General features: G+C 70.3%; 19 protein-coding genes. 10 read left to right on the forward strand and 9 right to left on the reverse strand.

Annotated elements, in window-relative coordinates:
• The 4 genes from H5J31_RS15635 to H5J31_RS15650 all read left to right on the forward strand — a co-directional run bounded on the left by H5J31_RS15635 (position 1) and on the right by H5J31_RS15650 (position 5,972).
• Entirely contained in the window at positions 1-1,899 is a 1,899-nt protein-coding gene (locus H5J31_RS15635; RefSeq protein ID WP_181773293.1) for an ArnT family glycosyltransferase, read from the forward strand.
• A gap of 74 nt (positions 1,900-1,973) precedes the next feature.
• Positions 1,974-3,233: a bifunctional glycosyltransferase family 2/GtrA family protein gene (locus H5J31_RS15640; RefSeq protein ID WP_181773316.1), complete on the forward strand. Its 1,260-nt coding sequence runs from the start codon at positions 1,974-1,976 to the stop codon at positions 3,231-3,233.
• A gap of 3 nt (positions 3,234-3,236) precedes the next feature.
• Positions 3,237-5,090 (forward strand): ArnT family glycosyltransferase, encoded by a 1,854-nt coding sequence (locus H5J31_RS15645; protein WP_181773294.1) that lies wholly within the window; start codon positions 3,237-3,239, stop codon positions 5,088-5,090.
• A 177-nt stretch (positions 5,091-5,267) separates the two neighbouring features.
• Positions 5,268-5,972 (forward strand): PP2C family protein-serine/threonine phosphatase, encoded by a 705-nt coding sequence (locus H5J31_RS15650; protein WP_181773295.1) that lies wholly within the window; start codon positions 5,268-5,270, stop codon positions 5,970-5,972.
• Positions 5,973-5,981: 9 nt separating this feature from the next.
• On the opposite strand, the gene H5J31_RS15655 is transcribed toward H5J31_RS15650, so the two are convergent.
• The 4 genes from H5J31_RS15655 to H5J31_RS15670 form a co-directional block, all read right to left on the reverse strand.
• Positions 5,982-6,446, reverse strand: a complete 465-nt coding sequence (locus H5J31_RS15655) for a DUF2127 domain-containing protein (protein ID WP_181773296.1) — start codon at positions 6,444-6,446, stop codon at positions 5,982-5,984.
• A 59-nt stretch (positions 6,447-6,505) separates the two neighbouring features.
• The gene (locus H5J31_RS15660; protein WP_181773297.1) at positions 6,506-6,910 is read right to left on the reverse strand and encodes a hypothetical protein; all 405 of its coding nucleotides are present in this window, start codon (positions 6,908-6,910) and stop codon (positions 6,506-6,508) included.
• 39 nt (positions 6,911-6,949) lie between these two features.
• Complete coding sequence (locus H5J31_RS15665) at positions 6,950-8,407, reverse strand: amidohydrolase (protein WP_181773298.1); 1,458 nt, start codon at positions 8,405-8,407, stop codon at positions 6,950-6,952.
• A gap of 137 nt (positions 8,408-8,544) precedes the next feature.
• A complete protein-coding gene (locus tag H5J31_RS15670) occupies positions 8,545-8,997 on the reverse strand; it encodes a MarR family winged helix-turn-helix transcriptional regulator (RefSeq protein ID WP_181773299.1) in 453 nt (150 codons plus the stop codon).
• 142 nt (positions 8,998-9,139) lie between these two features.
• Between H5J31_RS15670 and H5J31_RS15675 the strand changes: the two genes are divergently transcribed.
• The 3 genes from H5J31_RS15675 (at position 9,140) to H5J31_RS15685 (ending at position 13,179) form a co-directional block, all read left to right on the forward strand.
• A complete protein-coding gene (locus H5J31_RS15675; RefSeq protein WP_181773300.1) occupies positions 9,140-10,321 on the forward strand; it encodes an MFS transporter in 1,182 nt (393 codons plus the stop codon).
• 29 nt (positions 10,322-10,350) lie between these two features.
• Complete coding sequence (locus tag H5J31_RS15680) at positions 10,351-11,184, forward strand: aldo/keto reductase (protein WP_181773301.1); 834 nt, start codon at positions 10,351-10,353, stop codon at positions 11,182-11,184.
• Between the two features lie 150 nt (positions 11,185-11,334).
• Positions 11,335-13,179, forward strand: a complete 1,845-nt coding sequence (locus H5J31_RS15685) for a M48 family metalloprotease (RefSeq protein WP_328701498.1) — start codon at positions 11,335-11,337, stop codon at positions 13,177-13,179.
• On the opposite strand, the gene H5J31_RS15690 is transcribed toward H5J31_RS15685, so the two are convergent.
• Both H5J31_RS15690 and H5J31_RS15695 read right to left on the reverse strand, forming a co-directional pair.
• A complete protein-coding gene (locus H5J31_RS15690) occupies positions 13,176-14,009 on the reverse strand; it encodes an SAM-dependent methyltransferase (RefSeq protein ID WP_181773303.1) in 834 nt (277 codons plus the stop codon). The genes H5J31_RS15685 and H5J31_RS15690 overlap by 4 nt on opposite strands.
• A gap of 164 nt (positions 14,010-14,173) precedes the next feature.
• Entirely contained in the window at positions 14,174-15,271 is a 1,098-nt protein-coding gene (locus H5J31_RS15695; protein WP_181773304.1) for a hypothetical protein, read from the reverse strand.
• A gap of 144 nt (positions 15,272-15,415) precedes the next feature.
• Here H5J31_RS15695 and H5J31_RS15700 point away from each other — a divergent pair, with 144 nt between their 5' ends.
• Together H5J31_RS15700 and H5J31_RS15705 are read left to right on the forward strand one after the other, a co-directional pair.
• On the forward strand, positions 15,416-16,741 hold the full coding sequence (locus H5J31_RS15700) for a serine/threonine-protein kinase (protein ID WP_181773305.1): 1,326 nt from the start codon (positions 15,416-15,418) through the stop codon (positions 16,739-16,741).
• A 49-nt stretch (positions 16,742-16,790) separates the two neighbouring features.
• On the forward strand, positions 16,791-17,174 hold the full coding sequence (locus tag H5J31_RS15705; protein ID WP_181773306.1) for a hypothetical protein: 384 nt from the start codon (positions 16,791-16,793) through the stop codon (positions 17,172-17,174).
• Here the strand turns inward: H5J31_RS15705 and H5J31_RS15710 are convergent.
• A complete protein-coding gene (locus tag H5J31_RS15710; protein WP_181773307.1) occupies positions 17,171-17,368 on the reverse strand; it encodes a hypothetical protein in 198 nt (65 codons plus the stop codon). The two genes, H5J31_RS15705 and H5J31_RS15710, sit on opposite strands and share 4 nt — an antisense overlap.
• A 76-nt stretch (positions 17,369-17,444) precedes the next feature.
• Entirely contained in the window at positions 17,445-17,987 is a 543-nt protein-coding gene (locus H5J31_RS15715) for a type 1 glutamine amidotransferase domain-containing protein (protein ID WP_181773308.1), read from the reverse strand.
• A 99-nt stretch (positions 17,988-18,086) separates the two neighbouring features.
• Here H5J31_RS15715 and H5J31_RS15720 point away from each other — a divergent pair, with 99 nt between their 5' ends.
• Entirely contained in the window at positions 18,087-18,668 is a 582-nt protein-coding gene (locus H5J31_RS15720) for a site-specific integrase (RefSeq protein WP_236005102.1), read from the forward strand.
• Here the strand turns inward: H5J31_RS15720 and H5J31_RS15725 are convergent.
• Positions 18,651-19,841: PP2C family protein-serine/threonine phosphatase (locus H5J31_RS15725; protein WP_181773309.1), on the reverse strand; the 1,191-nt coding region annotated here is incomplete at its 5' end. The genes H5J31_RS15720 and H5J31_RS15725 overlap by 18 nt on opposite strands.

The raw sequence follows: 19,841 nt of genomic DNA on the forward strand, positions 1-19,841 counted from the left end.
ATGACCCTCCTCGCCTCCCGCGACGCGGAAACCCAAGACGCCGCCGAGGCGGCGAAGCAGCCCTCGTCCCCTCGCTGGGTCCGGCCGTCCTTCGCCGCACTCCTGGTCGCGACCGCCGTCCTCTACCTCTGGAATCTCGGCGAATCCGGCTGGGCCAACGCCTTCTACTCGGCGGCGGCGCAGGCCGGATCGGTGAGCTGGAAGGCGTTGTTCTTCGGCTCCAGCGACGCGGCGAACGCGATCACGGTCGACAAGACCCCGGCCGCGTTATGGGTGATGGGCCTTTCGGCACGGCTGTTCGGCGTGAACGCGTGGAGCGTCCTGGTGCCGCAAGCGCTGATGGGCGTCGGCTCGGTCGCGCTGCTGTTCGCCACGGTGCGGCGGACGTCCGGTCCGGCAGCGGGACTGCTGGCGGGCGCGGTGCTCGCGCTCACCCCGGCCGCCGCGCTGATGTTCCGGTTCAACAACCCGGACGCGCTGCTCGTCCTGCTCCTGGTCGCCGGCGCCTACTGCGTCGTCCGGGCGCTGGAGAAGGCGAGTCCGCGCTGGCTGGCACTGGCGGGGGTCGCGGTCGGTTTCGGCTTCCTGGCGAAGATGCTGCAGGCGTTCCTGGTGCTGCCCGCGTTCGGGCTGGCCTACCTGATCGCCGCACCGACGCCGGTGGGCCGCCGCCTGCTGCATCTGCTCGGCGCGCTGGGCGCGACCGTCGTCTCGGCGGGCTGGTACTTCGCCGTCGTCGCGCTGTGGCCCTCCGCCGACCGGCCCTACATCGGCGGCTCGCAGGAGAACAGCCTGTGGGAGCTCGCCTTGGGCTACAACGGTTTCGGCCGCATCACCGGTGACGAGGTCGGCAGCGTCGGCGGGGGCGGCAACCGCGGCTGGGGCAGCACCGGCTGGGCCCGCCTGTTCGGCAGTGAGATGGGGGGCGGTATCGCCTGGCTGATCCCGGCCGCCGTCGTCGGACTGGCCGCCGGGCTGTGGTTCACCCGGCGCGCGCGGCGCACCGACCGCGGCCGGGCGGCGCTGATCCTGTGGGGTGGCTGGTTCCTGGTGACCGCTCTGGTGTTCAGCTACATGAGCGGCATCATCCACGCCTACTACATGATCGCGCTCGCCCCGGCGATCGCCGCACTGGTCGGGATCGCGGGTGTGCAGTTGTGGCGTGCTCGCGGCAATCCGGCCGCGGCGGGCGCCTTGAGCGCCGGGATCGGGCTGACCGGTCTGACCGCGTATCTCCTGCTGTCCCGGCAATCCGACTGGCTTCCCGGGTTGGCGATCACGGTCCTCGTGGCCGGTCTCCTGTTCGCGATCCTGGTCTTCTTCTCTTCGCACTTGCCTGGTGTGGCAAGGCGTCTGGTCGCCGTCGGCGCTCTGGCGACCGTGCTCGCGGGCTCCGGCGCGTACACCGTCGCGACCGCGGCCACCCCGCATTCCGGCGCGCTTCCCTCCGCGGGCCCCGCGACCGGGCGCGGGATGGGGCCGGGTGGCGGTGGGATCGTCCTCGGCGGGCCAGGTGGTCAAGGTGGGCGCGGCGGCGCGGGAGGCCTGCTCGGGACAAGCCTCCCCGGCGAGAACCTGGTCGCCCTGCTCCAGCAGGACAGCGCGGACTACACCTGGGCCGGGGCCGCCGTGGGCTCCAACAACGCCGCGGGCTACCAGCTCGGCAGCGGGACACCGGTGCTGGCCGTCGGCGGGTTCAACGGCACGGATCCGGCGCCCACTCTGGAACAGTTCCAGGAGTATGTCCGCAAAGGACAGATCCACTACTTCCTCGGCGGCGGCATGATGATGCGGGGCGAGTCCGGCAGCGACGCCGCCGAACGCATCGCCGCCTGGGTCGAGGCGAACCACACACCGACCACTGTGGACGGTGTCACCGTCTACGACCTGAGCCGGTGAATCCCGTGACGGAACACAGCGAGGGCACAGGCGGGACACAAGCCGGCCTCAGCGCGATGGACGAACTTGAAGAGATGACAGCCGCCATCGCCTCCCGCGCCGAAACCGGCCGCCGCCCCGCCATCACGCCGACCGGCTCCCCGGTCCTCGACGTCGTCATCCCGGTCTACAACGAGGAAACCGACCTCGAACCGTGCATCCGCAGGCTGCACGGTCACCTCACGGAGCAGTTCCCGTACCCGTTCCGGATCACCGTCGCGGACAACGCCAGCACGGACGGCACCCTGCGCGTGGCGGAACGGCTGAGCCGGGAGTTCGACGACGTCGAGGTCCACCATCTCGACGAAAAAGGCCGCGGCCGCGCACTTCGCGCCGTTTGGTCCGCTTCGGACGCTCCGGTGCTCGCCTACATGGACGTCGACCTCTCGACCGATCTGGCCGCGCTCGGCCCGCTCGTCGCGCCGCTGCTCTCCGGGCATTCCGACCTCGCCATCGGTAGCAGGCTCGCCCGGGGCGCGCGAGTGGTGCGCGGGCCGAAGCGGGAGTTCATTTCCCGCTGCTACAACCTGATCCTGCGCGGCACGCTGGCGGCGAGGTTCAGCGACGCGCAATGCGGGTTCAAGGCGATCCGCGCCGACGTCGCCGAGCGGCTGCTCCCCCACGTCCACGACACCGGCTGGTTCTTCGACACCGAACTGCTGGTGCTGGCGCAGAAATCGGGGCTGCGGATCCACGAGGTCCCGGTCGACTGGGTCGACGACCCGGAGTCGTCGGTGAACATCGTCGCCACCGCGACCGCCGATCTCAAGGGCATCGCACGGCTGACCAAGGCCACCGTGACCGGCCGGGTGCCGATCAGCGGCCTGCGCGAACAACTCGGCCGCGCGCCGATCCAGGTCCAGGCTCCGGGTGTGGCGCCGAGTCTCGTACGGCAGCTGGTGCGGTTCGCCGCCGTCGGCGTCGTCAGCACCGTCGCCTATCTCGTGCTTTTCCTGCTGCTACGGACTTTCACCGGCGCCCAGGCCGCGAACCTGGTCGCGCTGCTGGTGACCGCGATCGGCAACACCGCGCTCAACCGGCGGCTGACCTTCGGTATCCGCGGCTCCGAAGGCGCCGGGGTGCACCAGTTCCAGGGCCTCGTCGTGTTCGGTCTCGGACTCGCGCTCACCAGTGGCGCGCTGGCCCTCCTGCACACGATGACGGCGCCGGGGCTGCCGCTCGAGATCACCGCGCTCGTACTCGCGAACCTCGCGGCCACCGTGCTGCGTTTCCTGCTGCTGCGCGGCTGGGTGTTCCGCTCCCGCCGTCAGCCCGCCACCGAGAGGGAGAGCTGAACCATGACCACCGCACTCGCTTCCCGAGTGGAACCCGCTCCTGTCGAGGAAACCGTGGAGAAGCCGCCGGACCGCTGGGTCCGTCCGGCCGTCTTCGGTCTGCTCGCGGCCACCGCGCTGCTGTACTTCTGGAACCTGACGGCCTCCGGCTACGGCAACTCCTTCTACGCCGCCGCCGTCCAGTCGGGTACTCAGGACTGGAAGGCGTGGCTGTTCGGCTCCCTCGACGCGGGGAACGTGCTGACCGTCGACAAGCCCCCGGCAGCGCTCTGGGTCACGACGGCGTTCGCGCGGCTCTTCGGCTTTTCGAGCTTCACCGTGCTGGCCCCGCAGGCGCTGATGGGCGTCGCGTCGGTCGGCGTGCTGTACCTGACGGTGAAGCGGACCTCCGGGCCGGTCGCCGGCCTGTTCGCCGGAGCCGCGCTCGCCGCCACCCCGGTCGCCGCGCTCATGTTCAAGTTCAACAACCCGGACGCGCTGCTGACCCTGCTGCTGATCGTGGGCGCCTACTGCACGGTCCGCGCGATCGAAAAGGCGAGCCCGAAGTGGCTGGCCTTCGCCGGCGTCGCCATCGGGTTCGGCTTCCTGACGAAGATGATGCAGGCGTTCCTGGTGCTGCCCGCGTTCGGTCTCGCGTACCTGATCGCGGCGCCGACGTCGATGCGCAAACGTTTGCTCCACCTGGTCGGCGCGGTTCTCTCGGTGGTCGTCTCCGCGGGCTGGTTCATCGCGCTGGTGGATCTGTGGCCCACGGATTCGCGGCCCTACATCGGCGGCTCGACCGACGACAGCCTGCTCGAACTCGCGCTGGGCTACAACGGTCTCGGCCGGATCTTCGGCCGGGGCGGCGGCACGATGGCCGGAGGCACGGGCGGGGGCATGGGCGGCGGGAACGTCGGTTTCGGCGGCGAGAGCGGCCTGACCCGGATGTTCGGCGCCAGCTTCGGCGGCGAGGTGTCGTGGCTGCTGCCCGCGGCCCTGATCGGGCTGGTCGCCGGACTGTGGTTCACCCGTCGGGCCGCGCGGACCGACAAGACCCGTGCCGCGCTGATCGTGTGGGGCGGCTGGATGCTCGTCACGTCGCTGGTGTTCAGCTACATGAGCGGCATCGTGCACCCGTACTACGCCGTCGCGCTGGCGCCGTCGATCGCGGCCGTCGTGGCGATCTCCGGGACCTCCCTGTGGCGGGGCCGGGCGCATCTCGCGCCGCGGGTGTTCCTCTCGCTGATGATCGCGGCCAGCGCCGTCTGGGCGTACATCCTGCTGGACCGCGACGCCGGCTGGCTGCCCGCGCTGCGTTGGATCGTCGCCGGGCTCGGCCTGGTGACCGCGACCTTCGTGCTGGTGGGCGTCCCGCCGATACGCAAACTCGTCGCCGTCGTCGCGACGGTGACCGTGCTGACGATCGGCCTCGGGACCACCGCGTACGCCGTCGAGACCTCTTCGCAGGCGCACTCCGGGTCGATCCCGACGTCCGGGCCGGCCACCAACGGCGAGCGGGGCATGGGCGGCGGTATGGGCATGGACATGGAGGGCTCGTCCTCCGAACTCGGAACCGTGCTGGCGGCGACCACGACGAAATGGGCGGCGGCGACGTCGAGTTCGCAGTCCGCGGCGAACCTGGAACTCGCGAGCGGGAAGTCGGTGATCGGCATCGGCGGCTGGAGCGGTCAGGACCCGGCGCCGACGCTGGCGGAATTCCAGCAATACGTGGCGAACGGCGACATCGCCTACTACGTCGAAGGCGGCCGCGGCGGCGGTCCCGGCGGCGGCTCGAACGAGATCTCCGAATGGGTCGCGGCGAACTTCACCGCCACCACCGTCGGCGAGCAGACGGTGTACAACCTGTTTTCCTGAGGGGCCGGGATCGCGGTACCTGAAGACCCCCTTCCTTGCGTCTAGCGCGAGGAAGGGGGTCTTCGGGTACTTCACGCGTTCCGACAGCCCCCTGACACCGAACCCTCAGGCCGCCCACAGGAAACAGGCGGATCCTGGAAGTGGGGAAAGAATCACCCAGGGGTGAGGAGATGGGCCATGACGAGCAGGGAGCTTCCGCACTGGCACACGGCGAGCGCGCAGGGGCCACGCGAGCACAACGCGGACGCCGTCGGGGCGTACGCGGCGGCGGGCGGCGCGGGGATCGTGTTCGCGCTGGCCGACGGGGTGGGTGATCATCCGGGCGCGGCGCGCGCGGCCCGCACGGCGGCTTCGGCGGCGGCGAGGACCCCCGTCGACGAGGGTCCGGTCGCGGCTGTTCTCGCAGCTCAGCGGGCTGTTCTCGACCTCGGCAGGACCGGCGACTGCGTGCTCGTCGTGGCCGTCCAGACCGGTTCGGGCTATGGCGTCGCATGGGTCGGGGACGCCCGGGCGTACGCTTGGGATGGATACACCGTCCGACAGGTCACCAAGGACCACACGCTCGCGCAGTACTTCCGCGACCACGATCAACCCGTGACACCGCGGATGGAGCACGTCGTCACCACCAGCGTCCGCACGGCGGGCGACCACGAGATCGGCACGGCCACCATCAGTACCGGCGGGCTCCTGCTCACCAGCGACGGCGTGCACAAGACGCTCAGCGGCCAGACCATGCTCGACATCCTCGGGATGCCGGACAGGGCGGCCACGGAACTGGTGCGGACGGCGATCTCGCTCGGTGGTTCCGACAACGCCACAGCCATCGTGGTGGATCCGCCGGGCGCGGATCTCACCACGGAGAAGTTTCGCGTCGCGGCCTGAACCGGGCGGTCAGGCCGCGACGCGATCCCTTTTGAGCTGCCGGTACTCGCGAAGTACCAGGACGACGATCGCGACGTCGAGGGCGGCGAAGAAGGGCAGCGCGATCGAGTGCGTGTGGATCGCCCGGATGACCTCGTAGACCACGAACGCGGAGAGCACCACGGCGGCGACCGGGTAGGCGCGCAGCACCTTGCGCGCCAGCGCCCAGACCAGCCCGAGCTTGATGAGCCCGTGCGCCAGGAGGTACACCACGGCGAACGTCCGGCCCTCGACGAAGTGGCCGGCGGCGAGTTCGAGATGCCGGGCCAGCGTTCCCTCGGGATCGCCGAGCAGGTCGCGCGTGACCACGGCGTGTGCGAGGCCGGTGATCACCGAAGCCGGGACGATCATCAGGACGAGCCCGCCCACCACCTGCAACGCGCCGTCGAGCCCCTTCAGGGCGATGGCGATCCGGAACAGCTTCTCGGTGGTCATGAGCGCTCCCTCCACGATCACCTCACCCTGCCCGACCCGGCCGCCGGGCGCAGCGACCGTCACCGGAACAGGCGGTCTTGGCAGCGTCGGCAGCGTTCGTGCCGCGCCGTCCGCCCGGAGAGGTCCCTGCCGTAGAAGGGAAAGCACGCGGCCCCGCACAGCGCGAGGTAGACGCGCCCGCATCGCAGCGGCCGCGGCCCGACGTTGTGCGCCAAGGTCAGCGCCCGGTGCCGCACGCCGGCCTCGGGCAGCCAGCCGTCTTCCGGCAGCTTCGCGAGCACGCCGGCGTTGACGTCTTCCGCGCGGCGGAGCAGGGCCGCGCCGAGGTCGGTGAGGCGTTCCCCGAGATCACGCAGGACGTCGGCGCGCGGCGCGTCGTCCTCGACCATCCGGGTGATACTGGTGAGGTCGGCGCCGAGTGACCCGCGGAGGTCCCGGAGCCGGTCGAGAAGGCGGTGATCCATGCCCTCCCATTAGGGCGTTGCGCCCGGGCAAGGGAAGGGTCAGGACGCGTAGGTGACGTAACCGTTCAGCACGGTGGCGGTGATGGGGATGTCGCGCAGCCCGGCCGGGTCCAGCCGCGACGGGTCCACCGCGGTGACGACCAGATCCGCGACATCCCCGACCGCCACCCCGGTCCGCCCACCGGACGCCGCCGCGAGCGCGGCCTCCAGCGGCATGGCCTGCTCGGGATGCCACGCCGGGCGGTCGTCGTCGGTACGGCTGATCGCCGACGCGATGCCGTCCCACGGGTCGAGCGGCGCGACCGGCGCGTCCGAGCCGAACTCCAGCTTCACGCCCGCGCGATGCAAGGCGCCGTAAGGGAAAGCACGGTCGGTCCAGCCATGCCAATACCGGTCGGCGACGTCCCGGTCGTCGGGCTGGTGGGCCGGCTGGACACTCGCGACCACACCCAGCGAAGCGAACCGTACGACGTCTTCGGCGCGGAGCAACTGCGCGTGCTCGATCCGGCCGGAGCAGCCGACGTTCGCGAAGGCGTCGAGCGCGATCTTGTTGGCGTGGTCGCCGATGGCGTGCACCGCGGGCGAGAGTCCGTTCTCGGAAGCCTTGCGCATCAACGGTTCCAGCTCCTCGGGCGGCAGCTCCAGCAGCCCGAAGGACTCCGTTCCGGCGTAATGCCCCTCGCAGTACGCGGTGCGGGTGTTGAGGGAACCGTCGACGAACAGCTTGAAGGGGCCGACCGTGAGCAGCCCGCCGGTGCCCTCGAGGACGTCGCCGGTGCGGTGGCCACGTTCGACGGCGGTGTCGAGCAGGTACTTCGCGATCACGCAGGAAACCCGGACAGGCAAGGGTTTCCGCGCCAGCCGTCGCCGCCAATCGGTGACGGTGTCGGCGTACTCGTAGTCGACGATCTTGGTGACACCGCGGGCGGCCGCGGCGGCGAGGGCGTCGGCGACCCAGCCGTCGATGACGTCGTCGGGCGCGACCGGCAGTTCGGCGGTCGCGCTCATGCAGTCGTTCTCCAGCAGCACCCCGGTCGGATGGTCGCGGCCGATCAGCTTGAGCGCGGCCGGGCTGAGCCACAGCGTGTGGAGGTCGGCGCTGAACAGCGCGACCGGATGCCCGGGCAGCGCCTTCTGCAGCAGATCCTTGTGCGGCGCGTCGGGCCACAGGCCGTCGCGGAACCCGGCGCCGAGCACGAGATCGCCCGGCGGCGCCGGATTCGCCAGCAGATGGGCGAGCACGAGGTCGACAGCGTGCGCGGCGGACGTCGCCTCCCCCAGCGGGATCCGGCGGCGCGCGGCCGACCACTGCGCGGTGTGCGCGTGCGAGTCGACGAGGCCGGGCAGCAGCGTGCCGCCGTGACCGTCCAGGGTCTCCGACGCCTCACCGGCCTGCCCCGGCCCGGCGATGACCGCGATCCGGCCGTCCTTGATCAGCACGTCCGAGAGGGAACCCGCCAAGCCGACCCGGACCCGGCGCAACAGAAGATCGTCCACGCCCTCACCTTGCCAGCCCCGCCGCGTTTAGTCCTCTGGTCGCGGTCCTTGCGTGCGCAACGACCGCGTTTAGTCCTCTGAATGCGGTAGTTGGCAACGCGAACCACCGCATTCAGAGGACTAAACGCGGGGAGGGGTCAGGGGCGGGCGAAGGTGAGTTTCCCGAGCGCGGCGACCAAGGGGGCGAGTTCGGGGAGTTCTTCGGCGGCGGCCAGGGCCTCGGTGAGGACGGCGTCGTGCGTCGGACGCGCGGCTGAAAGCAGTTCCTGGCCCGTCGGCGTGACCTCGGTGTAGATCCCCCGCCGGTCGGTCGGGCACAGGTACCGCTGCAGCAGCCCCCGGTCCTCCAGACGCGAGACCAGCCGCGTCGTCGCCGACTGGCTGAGCACGACGGCGTTCGACAGCTGGTTCATCCGCAGGTGGAAGCCGTCCTGGCGGGCGAGTACGTCCAGCACGGTGTACTCGCTGACGGAAAGCTCGTGCTTCTGCCCCAGCGCGCGCTCCAGCGCGTCCTCGATCCGCGCGTGCAGCGCGGCGAGCGTCCGCCAGCCCTGCGCGCGTGCCTCCACGGCGTCGTCGGCCAGTGACACGGTTCACCTCTTCCCCGGTTGCCCGAGCTTCGTTGCGTCGTGCATCATCAAGCGTGTGCAATATACGGCGCGTGCAACTATTTCAGACGCTCGTAGTTGCCGACGCCAGTTAACACCACTCTACGGGAAGAAGTGACCTCTCATGCCTGCCGCTCTGCTCGCATTGGCGATCAGCGCCTTCGGGATCGGCACCACGGAGTTCGTGATCATGGGGCTCCTGCCCGAGGTCGCGGGCGAGTTCGGCGTCTCGATCCCCTCCGCGGGACTGCTGATCTCCGGGTACGCGCTCGGCGTCGTGGTCGGCGCCCCGCTGCTGACCGCGCTCGCGTCGCGGGTGCCGCGCAAGACGGTGCTGGTCGGCCTGATGGTCCTGTTCATCGCCGGCAACATCGCCTCCGCGCTGGCCCCCACCTACGGCCTGCTGATGACCGGCCGCGTGGTCGCCGCGCTCTCGCACGGCGCGTTCTTCGGGGTCGGCTCGGTCGTGGCCGCCTCACTGGTAGCGCCGACCAGACAGGCCAGCGCCATCGCGATGATGTTCACCGGGCTGACCGTGGCCAACGTCCTCGGCGTCCCCGCCGGGACCGCGCTCGGGCAGGCACTCGGCTGGCGTTCGACGTTCTGGGCGGTCAGCGTCCTCGGCGTGATCGGCCTGATCGGGATCCTCGCGCTGGTGCCCGTCCAGGCGACGACGAAGAGCGCGGGACTGCGCAGTGAACTCGCCGTGTTCCGGCGTCCGCAGGTGTGGCTCGCGCTGGCGATGACCGCGCTCGGTTTCGCCGGGGTGTTCGCGTCCTTCACCTACATCGCCCCGATGATGACCGAGGTCGCCGGTTTCTCCTCCGGCGCGGTGACCTGGCTGCTCGTGCTGTTCGGCGGTGGCCTGTTCGTCGGCAACCTGCTGGGCGGCAAGGCGGCCGACCGGTCGCTGATGCCCAGTCTGTACGTCATCCTCACCGCGCTCGCGGCCGTGCTGATCGTGTTCGTCTTCACCGCGCACGCGCAGCTTCCCGCCGCGATCACCATCGCGGTCTTCGGCGCCGCCGGTTTCGCCACCGTCGCGCCGCTGCAGGCCCGCGTCATGGACAAGGCCGAAGGCGCGCCCGCGCTGGCTTCTGCGGCCAACATCGCCGCGTTCAACCTCGGCAACGCCGGGGGCGCGTGGCTCGGCGGCCAGGCCATCGACGCCGGTCTCGGCTACACCGCGCCCAACTGGATCGGCGCCGCGCTGGCACTCGCCGGACTGCTGGTCGCGGTCATCTCGGGCATGCTCGACCACGGGCGGCGGAAGGCTCGTCGCGCCGAACTGGCCCCCGCCGCCTGACCCGCAAGTAACCACCGAAAGGAAAGCAAGTGACCGACATTCCCACCGTCAAGCTCAACAACGGGGTGGAGATGCCGCAGCTCGGGTTCGGCGTCTTCCAGGTACCGGACGACGAGACCACCGCGGCGGTCAAGACCGCGCTCGACGCCGGATACCGCAGCATCGACACCGCCACGATCTACGGCAACGAAGCCGGCGTCGGCAAGGCCCTCGCCGAGTCCGGGATCGCCCGCGACGACCTGTTCATCACCACCAAACTGTGGAACAGCGAACAGGGCTACGACGCGACCCTCAAAGCCTTCGACGCGAGCCTGGCCAAACTCGGCCTGGAGCAGCTCGACCTCTACCTCATCCACTGGCCGACCCCGGAGCGCGACCTCTACCGGGACACGTGGAAGGCCTTCGAGAAGCTCCACGCCGACGGCCGGGTGCGCGCGATCGGCGTGTCCAACTTCCAGCCCGCCCACCTGGAACGGCTTCTCGACGCCGGTTCCGTCGTCCCGGCGGTGAACCAGGTCGAGGTGCACCCGTACCTGACGCAGGCCGAGGTGCGCGCGTTCGACGCGCGGCACGGCATCGCGACCGAGGCGTGGAGCCCGCTCGCCAAGGGCGGCGACCTGCTCGGCGAAGACGCGGTGAAGGCGCTGGCCGCCAAGCACGGCCGCACTCCGGCGCAGGTCGTGCTGCGCTGGCACCTGCAGCTGGGCAACATCGTGATCCCGAAGTCCGTGACGCCGTCGCGGATCAAGGAGAACCTCGACGTCTTCGGTTTCACCCTGTCGGACGAGGATGTCGCTTCGCTCTCCGGGCTCGAGCGCGGTCTGCGGACCGGCCCGGACCCGGACACCTTCAACGCTGCCTAGTTTTCCCAGGGAGCAGGCGTAGCGCTTTGTTTCCGCACGAGCCCTCTGTGTAGCCGGTTACTATTCGGCCGCACAGAGGGCTCTTGTGCGAAAAGAGGTAACCGGACGATGCAGGCCCGAGGACGCGCCGTCCTCGCGACACTTCTGCTTGTGGCGTTCCCGTTGGTGGTCGTCGCCATCGGTGTCGCGAGTGTGGTCGCGGGCCTGCGGCTCCCGGGTAAAACGGGCATGTACGTGATGCTCGCCGGGCTCGGGATGATGATCGCGCTGGGGTTCGGCCTGGTGAGCGCGCTGCGGGCGCGCCGTCCGCCGGTCGAGGGGCCGCGGCTGGATCGCGAGGCCCATCCGGCGTTGTGGGAGATGATCGACGACCTCGCCGCGCAGGTGAAGACGCGGCCGCCGGACGAGATCGTGCTGATCGGCGAGATCAACGCCGCGGTCTCCGAGGACGCCCGGTTCCTGGGGTTGCGGCACGGCCGCCGCACGATGCTGATCGGGTTGCCGTTGCTGGCGGCGATGAGCGTGAGCGAGTTGCGGTCGGTGCTCGCGCACGAACTCGGTCACTACAGCGGCGGCCATACCCGGCTGCTCGCGCTCACCTATCGCGGCACCCAGACGCTGGCCTTCACGGTGGACCGGCTCGACGGCGGCCCCGCCAGGGCGCTCTTGTCCGCCTATTCGAAGCTGTACCTGCTGATCGCGCGGTCGGCGAACCGACGGCAGGAACTGCAGGCCGACGAGGCGTCCGTGCTCGCGGCGGGCAGCCGGACGGCGGCCGCGGCGTTGCGGAAGGTCGCGACGCTGAGCCCGCTGTGGAGGGACTACTGCGAGCGCTACGTCTCGCTCGGCGCGGCGGCGAGGCGCACCCCCGCCGTGTTGCTGGGCTTCCGCTCCTATCTCAACCATCCGGTCCAGCGGGACTGGGTCGCCGAGTACACCGAAGACATCCTCGACGGCGAAGAGCTCTCGCGCTTCGACAGTCACCCGCCCACGAAGCGGCGGATCGCCGCACTGGCCGGTGTGCCGGACAACCCGGTGAAGCCGGACGCGCGGCCGGGCTGGTCGCTGCTGGGCGCGCCGAAGGTCGACGTCCCCGAGGCGGAACTGGACGTGCTGATCCGCGACGTCGGGCCGCGCGCGGACTGGGACGAGGTCGTCAAACGGGCAGGCCGGGCGTCCGTGGCGGAGGGCGCGAAGCTGCTGACCTCGGCCGGGATCGAGAGCAGGCTGGCGCCGCGCGGCACGATCGGCGAGGTCGTGCGGGTGCTGCGGGACGGCGACGCCGACGCGCTCGCCAAACCCCTGCGCGCCCCGTCCCGTGAAGAGGGCCGCGAACTGCTCACCGAGTTGTTCGCGGACACCGTCACCGCCGCGCTGGTCGACCACGGCGTCGCCGCGCACCGGCTGAACTGGGGCGGCGGCTGGGAACTGTGCCTCGGTGACGGCGAACCGTTCGACGTCGTCGAACTGGTCGGCCCGGCCGTCGCGAGTCCGCGCGCGGTCGACGAACTGGTCCACAACCTGCAGTTGCTGAACGTGCCCGCCGCGTACTTCTGCAAGCAGGAGCCCGAACTGGAGCCGGATCCCGCCGAAGCCCGCATGCTCGGGATGTTCACCGCGCTCAAGGCCAAGCGGAAGCTCTACGACCTGATCGTCTGCGACACCGAACTGGTGCTGCTGCCGATGGCGCGTTCGGTGCTGCTCCGCCGCGGCGTCGCCGGCCTGATCGGGGCGCGCGGGGTGTCGGACCGCAAACGCGTCCGGAAGCTGCGGGAACGCGGCCTCGACGACCTGCGCGCCGAACCGGGCGCGCGGCGGATCCCGTTCGCGGACATCGTCGCGGGCGGTTTCCCCCGCCGGAAACTCACCGTCTACCTGACGGTGGAGCTCACCGACGGCGAAACGCTGGAACTGGCGATCACCGGCAACACCGAGGACTTCGGCACCGCCCACGACGATCTGAAGACGTTCTTCAAGTCCTTGAACGAAAGCTAGGGCTTCATGGCGACGCCGCCGACGCTGAGGTAGTTCAGCTGGGTCAACGGCGCCAGACGCGGGCCTTCCGGCCACCATTCGTGCAGGTGGACGAGGCCGGGGTCGAGCATCTTCAGCCCGTCGAAGAGCGACTCGATCTCTTCACGGCTTCGGTGCACCGTCGGGTATCCGATGCCGGCCATCAGGCCGTCGAGCTTCCGCGCGAACGCGCCGCGCGGACCTTCGCCGTCGGTGTAGTAGTGCGTGAGCAGCACATACGACCCGGGGGCGAACGCGTCGACGTAACCGCGGACGATGGCCCGCGCCTTGTCGAGGTCTTCGATGTGATGCAGCACCGCGTTGAGGAGCACCGCGACCGGGCGGTCGAGTTCGAGGTGTTCGGCGATCACCGGATCGTTCAGCGTCTGCTCGGGATCGCGCAGGTCCGCGCCGCTGACGTGCACGAGGTGGTCTTCCAGCAACGCCAGTCCGTGTGCCTGGACCACGGGGTCGTCGTCGACGTAGATGACCAGTGCGTCGGGGTTGTACCGCTGCGCCGTCTGGTGCGTGTTCTCGACGTAGGGCATTCCGGAGCCCAGGTCGAGGAACTGGCCGACCCCGCGGGTGCCGGCGAGGAACCGGACCACCCGGGTCGCCCAGGACCGGAACTCCTTGGCCACCGCGGCGCCGTCGGGAGCGACCGTCAGGAAGGCCTCGACGGCTTTCCTGTCGATCTCGTAATGGTCGTGCCCGCCGAGCAAGGCGTCCTTCATCCGGGCGAGATTGGGCTTGCTGTAGTCGAGGGGTGATAGCGGGCGCCTCGGCAAAGCCCGGACCTCGTCCGAAGTCATGGACACGCTCCACCCTTCAGCCGTGTACGGATCGCGGCGAACGCGGTCCACGGCTCCCTCGACATCGACGGACAGTGCTCAGGTTACGACATGCCGTGTACCAAAGTGAACCTCCCCACATACCTTGCCTACCTGCGGTGATCACTCGTGCGGGAAGGGTCGCCTCACTCGAAGGTGAGTTCGCTCCAGGTGCCGCCGCCGTCGATGGTGCGGTATACCGCCGATCCGCCGTCGGCGTCGGGGAGTCCGTCGACCACCACGCCGACGTGTTCGGCGGGGAAGTCGAGATCGTTCAGGCAGACCCCGCGTCCGCTGAGGACCGTCGTCGTCCAGGTCGCGCCGGCGTCGGTGGTGCGGTGCAGGAACCCGGTGCCGCCGCCCTCGGCCGCCACCGTCGCCGCGGTGGGTGAGGCCGCGCTGAAACCCTGGTTGATCCCGAGCGTCGGCGCTTGCGCCGTTCCGGTGAACTTCCCGCCCAGCTTCGGCGCCCGCCAGAGCCTCCGGACGGTCGACCCCGGCTGCGGCGACCCCGGTCCCCCGCTGCACAGTGCCAGCACCTGTCCTTGCCGGATTCCGCTCAACGAAGCCGAAGTGTCGGCCGGACAGGGCGGCGACGCGCTCGCGAAGGTCGAGCCGTCGGACGAGGTCCAGTACTTCTGGACGCGGTGGTCGGAGCCCATCGAGACCTGGACCCCGCCACTGACGGCGATGTCGCCGTACGTCGTCGCGCCGATGACGGTGAACCCCGGGACCGGCAGAAGCGACCGGGAACCGGCGAGCCCGGCGTACAACGTGGTCCTCGACGGCATGCCGAATCCGGTGACCATCGCGAACACCCGCGGTCCGGATTCGGCGATTTTCGAAATATAGAAAGGTTCCTGGACGCCCGCGAGCCGGACACGGGACCACTTGCGGCCACCGTCGCGACTGGACAGCAGCCGGGTGCCGTCGGAAAGGAAGACGTCGTGCTCGTCGATCACCGTGAGCCTGACCTGATTGTGGTTGTCCGGCAACGAGATCGGTGGCGCGCCGACCTGCTTCCACCGCTTGCCGCCGTCGTTCGTCGAGAGCAGCGACGCGCACCGACCGGGTTTCCCGCAAGGAGAAAACCCGAGGACGAACCCGCGCTCCGGCCCGGTCCAGCTCGTGGACGCGGGCGCGAAACCCTTCGGTACCAACGACTCCGCGGCATTCGCCGGAACGGGAACGGCCAGGGCGAGCAGTGCGGCGGCGACGGGCGCGGCCCACCGGTTCGGCTTCATGATCACGAGACGTCCGGCGCTGCGCGGGGTTGTCCGCCGTTCGGGGTGAACACGCAGATCACGTCCGGTACGCTCGCACACCTTGTTTCGCCCGGGGCCGGACCGGGTATACGGCGTTCGGCCGGTGAGACGGAGGTAGCACCGATGGACGACGCGGCTACGCGCGCTGACGGTGACGATGCTGACGAAGACGACCTCGACGCTGGGACGACGCAACGCCGCTTCATGCTGAACGTCCACGACCCGGACCATTTGCCGCGCAAACTCGGCGGCCGGTACGAGGTGGGCGACCTGCTCGGCCGCGGCGCGACGGCGAGGGTGTTCCGAGCCCATGACCTGCTCGAAAAGCGCGAAGTCGCACTGAAGCTGTTCCACGCCGGCACGATGGCCCGCGACGAGCGCCGACGCGCCCAGGAGATCGAGGTCCTCAGCGCCGTCCGCCATCCCGGCCTGGTCCCGCTGTACGACGCGGGCTCGCACGACGGCTACACCTACCTGACGATGCGTTTGGTCGACGGACCGAATCTGGCGCAGCGCCTGCGGTCCGGCCCGCTCCCCCAGGACGCCGTCGTCGAACTGGCGGCCCGGCTGGCCGACGCGCTCGCGCACGTCCACGCGCACGGCATCACCCACCGCGACCTCAAACCGGCGAACATCCTGATGGCCGACGACGGCCCGCTGATCGGGGACTTCGGCGTCGCGCACGCCTTCGACGCGACCCGGGTGACCGAGACCGGCGGCGTCGTCGGCACGGCGGCGTACATGGCGCCCGAACAGGTCCGCGGCGAGAACATCGGCCCGTCCGCGGACGTCTACTCGCTCGGCCTGGTCCTGCTCGAATGCCTTTCCGGCGAAAGGGAGTACACCGGGACGCCGGTCGAAGCCGCGGTCGGACGGCTCCACCGGCAGCCCAGGATCCCGGGCGGTCTGTCCACCACCATGACGACGCTGCTGCGGGGGATGACCGCGCTGAAACCGTCGCAGCGTCCGACGGCCGCGGCGATCGTGCGGATCCTGCTGGAGGACTCCACCGGGACCGCGGTCGCCTACCCCGGTCCGGCGAGCCGTAAGCGGGTGGCCGTGGTCGCCGCCATCAGCGCCCCCGCCGCCGCCATCACCATCGGCGTACTGCTCGCGATCAACCAGACCGGTGGCGCGCCGATGCCGCAACCGGGCGGGATGCTCCCGCCCGCGGCGACCGACTCCTCCGGCCCCGTGGCGGGCCAAGGACAGCCGTCCACCGAGGCCGTCGAACTGCCCACCAGCGCGGCCAAGGTCCCCAACGGCACCGTCGTGGTGACCGAAGACGCCCCGGTTCCGGGGACCACACCGGGCACCGTCGAAAACGGTGGCATCACTTCTGCGCCGAACGGGACTTCGGCGAGCAGTGGCCAGTCGAGCTCTCCGGGCAAACCGAGCCGGACCAAGACGAAGACGAATTCCAGAACGAAGACCCCGGACCCCGGCTGAGCGTCCGCCCCGCCGGGCAGTCCACTGTGGACGATGATGGGAGACGGCGATGACCTACCTCAACGATCCGCGCGAGCCGCAGGAGGAGATCGTCGAGCGGACTCCGAAACGGATCCGCGTCGTGCGCGTCGTCAACGCCCTCGTCCGCGCGGTGTGCTCGGTGTTCGCGCTGGTGCTGGTCGTGCACATCCTGCTCGTGTTCGGCGAAGCCAATGCCGGCAACGGATTCGCGCAACTGATCGACCAGTGGTCGCGCGGGGTCTCCCTCGGCCTGCGCAACCTGTTCACCCCGGACGGCGCCAAACTGCGCACCCTGCTCAACGACGGGCTCGCCGCCCTGCTGTGGCTGATCGTCGGCGGCGTGGTGACCGATCTGATCACGCGGATCGGCATGCCGGGCCCGAAGCGGGTCTGGTACCGGCGAACCCTCTAGTTGAGGGAACCCGGCTCCCGCTTCGGGAGGTCACCGGCCTGGGCCTGCTCGGCCTGGACGTCGGTGACCTTCGCGGTGGCGGTGGCCTCCACGGCCCCCACGGCTTGCTCGGCCGCGTGCTCCTGGCCGGGCTCCGGCTCGGTGTCGAAATGCTCACGGCACCAGCGGCCGTAGCGTCTCGCATGCACAGTCATCGTGGCACCTCCTTCTCTGCCACCAGAGTCCTCCAAGACTGTGACGAGCGCCACTTGATTTCGCGGCGTCCGGGTGTCATTTCGCGAATTCGGTCACGATCTCGGCGCAGAACGCCGGGAGGTCGCCGGGATTGCGGCTGGAGATGAGGCCGTTGTCGTTGACGACCTCCTGGTCGACGACCGTGCCGCCGGCGTTGCGGATGTCGGTGCGCACGCTCGGATACGACGTGAGCGTGCGGCCACGCACGACGTCGGCCTCGACGAGCGTCCACGGCCCGTGGCAGATGACGCCGACCGGTTTGCCGCTGTTCACGAAGTTCCGGACGAACCGGACGGCGTGCTCGTCGGCGCGCAGATTGTCCGGATTCATCGTGCCGCCGGGCAGCACGAGCGCGTCGAAATCGTCGACGGTGACGTCCTTGACGACGCGGTCGACGGTGAACTTGTCCGCCTTGTCGATGTCGCCGTTCATCGCCTGGATCTCGCCGGACTCCAGCGAGACGACCTCGACCGTCGCCCCGGCCTCGATGACCGCCTTGCGCGGTTCGACCAGTTCGACCTGCTCCACACCGTCCGCGGCCAGGATGGCCACGCGGCGCCCGTTCAGCGATGTCGCCATGGGGTTTCCCTCCTTCGGTCGGCTTCGCCCGGTGACTACCCCGGAGCGGGGCACGCGAACCATGGGTATGGATCGTGATCACCCGGGGTATCCGCCCGCATGCGACTTCAGCGAGCGGACGGGGTGGCGACCCTGCTGTGCGAGCACGTGTCGGTCAGCGAAGGCTGCCTGCTGTGCGACTATCCCGCGAAGGGTGGGATCCAGCGGAAGGTCCGGTTGCGCGACGACGCCCTCGTGAAGCTGATCCGGTCGCTCAGACGGGCCCGGGGCGGCGAGGTGCGTCTGCTCGCCTACCGCGACGGCCGCGAGTGGTGGGAAGTGCGGGCCGACGACATCAACGAACGGCTCAAGGAACTGGCGGGCGAGGATTTCACCGCGAAGGATCTGCGCACCTGGAACGCCACCGTGCTGGCGGCTTCCGCCTTCGCCGACACGGAAAGACCTTCGAGTGAGCGGGGTATGAAGCGGGCCGAGAAGGCCGTGATGACCGAGGTCGCGGAAGGTCTCGGCAACACTCCCACCGTCGCACGACAGTCCTATGTGGACCCTCGGGTGATCGAGGCGTACCGCCGCGGCCGGACGATCGAACGCGCGATGCGGCGGGCGGGGAAGAACGGCGACCCCGACGAGGCACGGAAGATCGTCGAACGGGCGGTGGTGCGGCTACTGGGCGGGTCGTGAGTGCCCTGGAGCGGCCTCGATGGCGAGGACGGCGATGTCGTCGTGCGTGCCGCTGCCGAGCCAGTCCCGCACCGCCGCGCGGACGCGGCCGACGATCTCGCGGCCGGACAGCCCCCGGCAGCCGGTCAGCAGTTCGCGCAGCCGCTCGTCGCCGAACAGGTCCGACGAACGCTCGTGATGGCGCGCCTCGGTGATCCCGTCGGTGTAGAGCAGGCAGACGTCGCCTTCGGCCAGCCGGATCGTCGTCTCGGCGAACCGGGCCTGCGGCGAGATCCCGACGAGGGTGCCGGGCAGGGTGATCTCCTCGACCCCACGACGACGCACCACCAGCGGTGCGGGATGCCCGCCCGAAGCCAGCGTGACGCCGAGCCCGTCGGCCTCGTCCAGCACGGAACCGAGCACCAGCGTCGCGAACCGGCCGCTGCCGCCGCTGATCAGCAGCGAGTTGAGCAGGCTCAGCAGTGTCGTGCCGTCCCGTTCCACGAGGTTGAGCGCGGCGAGGGTCTGCCGGACCCGGCCGGTCAGCGCGGCCGCCTCGGCACCCTTGCCGCAGACGTCGCCGAGGACGAACAGCGCGCTGCCGTCGTCACGCGGCAGGACGTCGTAGAAGTCGCCGCCGACGTCGAGCAGCCCGCTCGAAGGCTCGTACCAGACGTCGAACTTGACGCCGGAGACCTGCGGTGGCGGCGTCGGGCGCAGCGTCGTCTCCAGGCCGCGCGTGGCCTCTTCCTGGCGGGCGTAGCGCTGCGCGTTCGCCAAGGCCGTGCCGGCCGCGCGGGCGAACTCGGTGATCGCGCGCGAGTGGTCGTCGCCGAACGAGGGCGCGCCGCGCCTGCCCAGCATGACCGCGCCGGTGACGCCGGAACCGCCGTCGAGCCCGAGCGACACCACGGTGACCGACGAATGACCGGCGAGCCTGTCGGCGACCACCGCGGGCAGCGTCGTGATCTCCTCCTCCGGGACGGCCTTGGCCTCGGGGTCCTCGGTGGAGACGAAGGTCTCGGCGAGTACGGGCGCCAGCTGGGCCGGGACGCGGCGGATGCGGCCGTGCCCGTGGTTCGTGCGGTGGTCGCAGCTCCACCACTCCCACCGGCCGCGGGTGGTGGGCAGCAGGACGAACACGCAGTCGGCGAGTTCGGCGGCGGCGACCTCGGCGATCACCTTCGCCGTCCC

It is taken from the genome of Amycolatopsis pittospori (assembly GCF_013870525.1).
Classification (GTDB): Bacteria; Actinomycetota; Actinomycetes; order Mycobacteriales; family Pseudonocardiaceae; genus Amycolatopsis; species Amycolatopsis pittospori.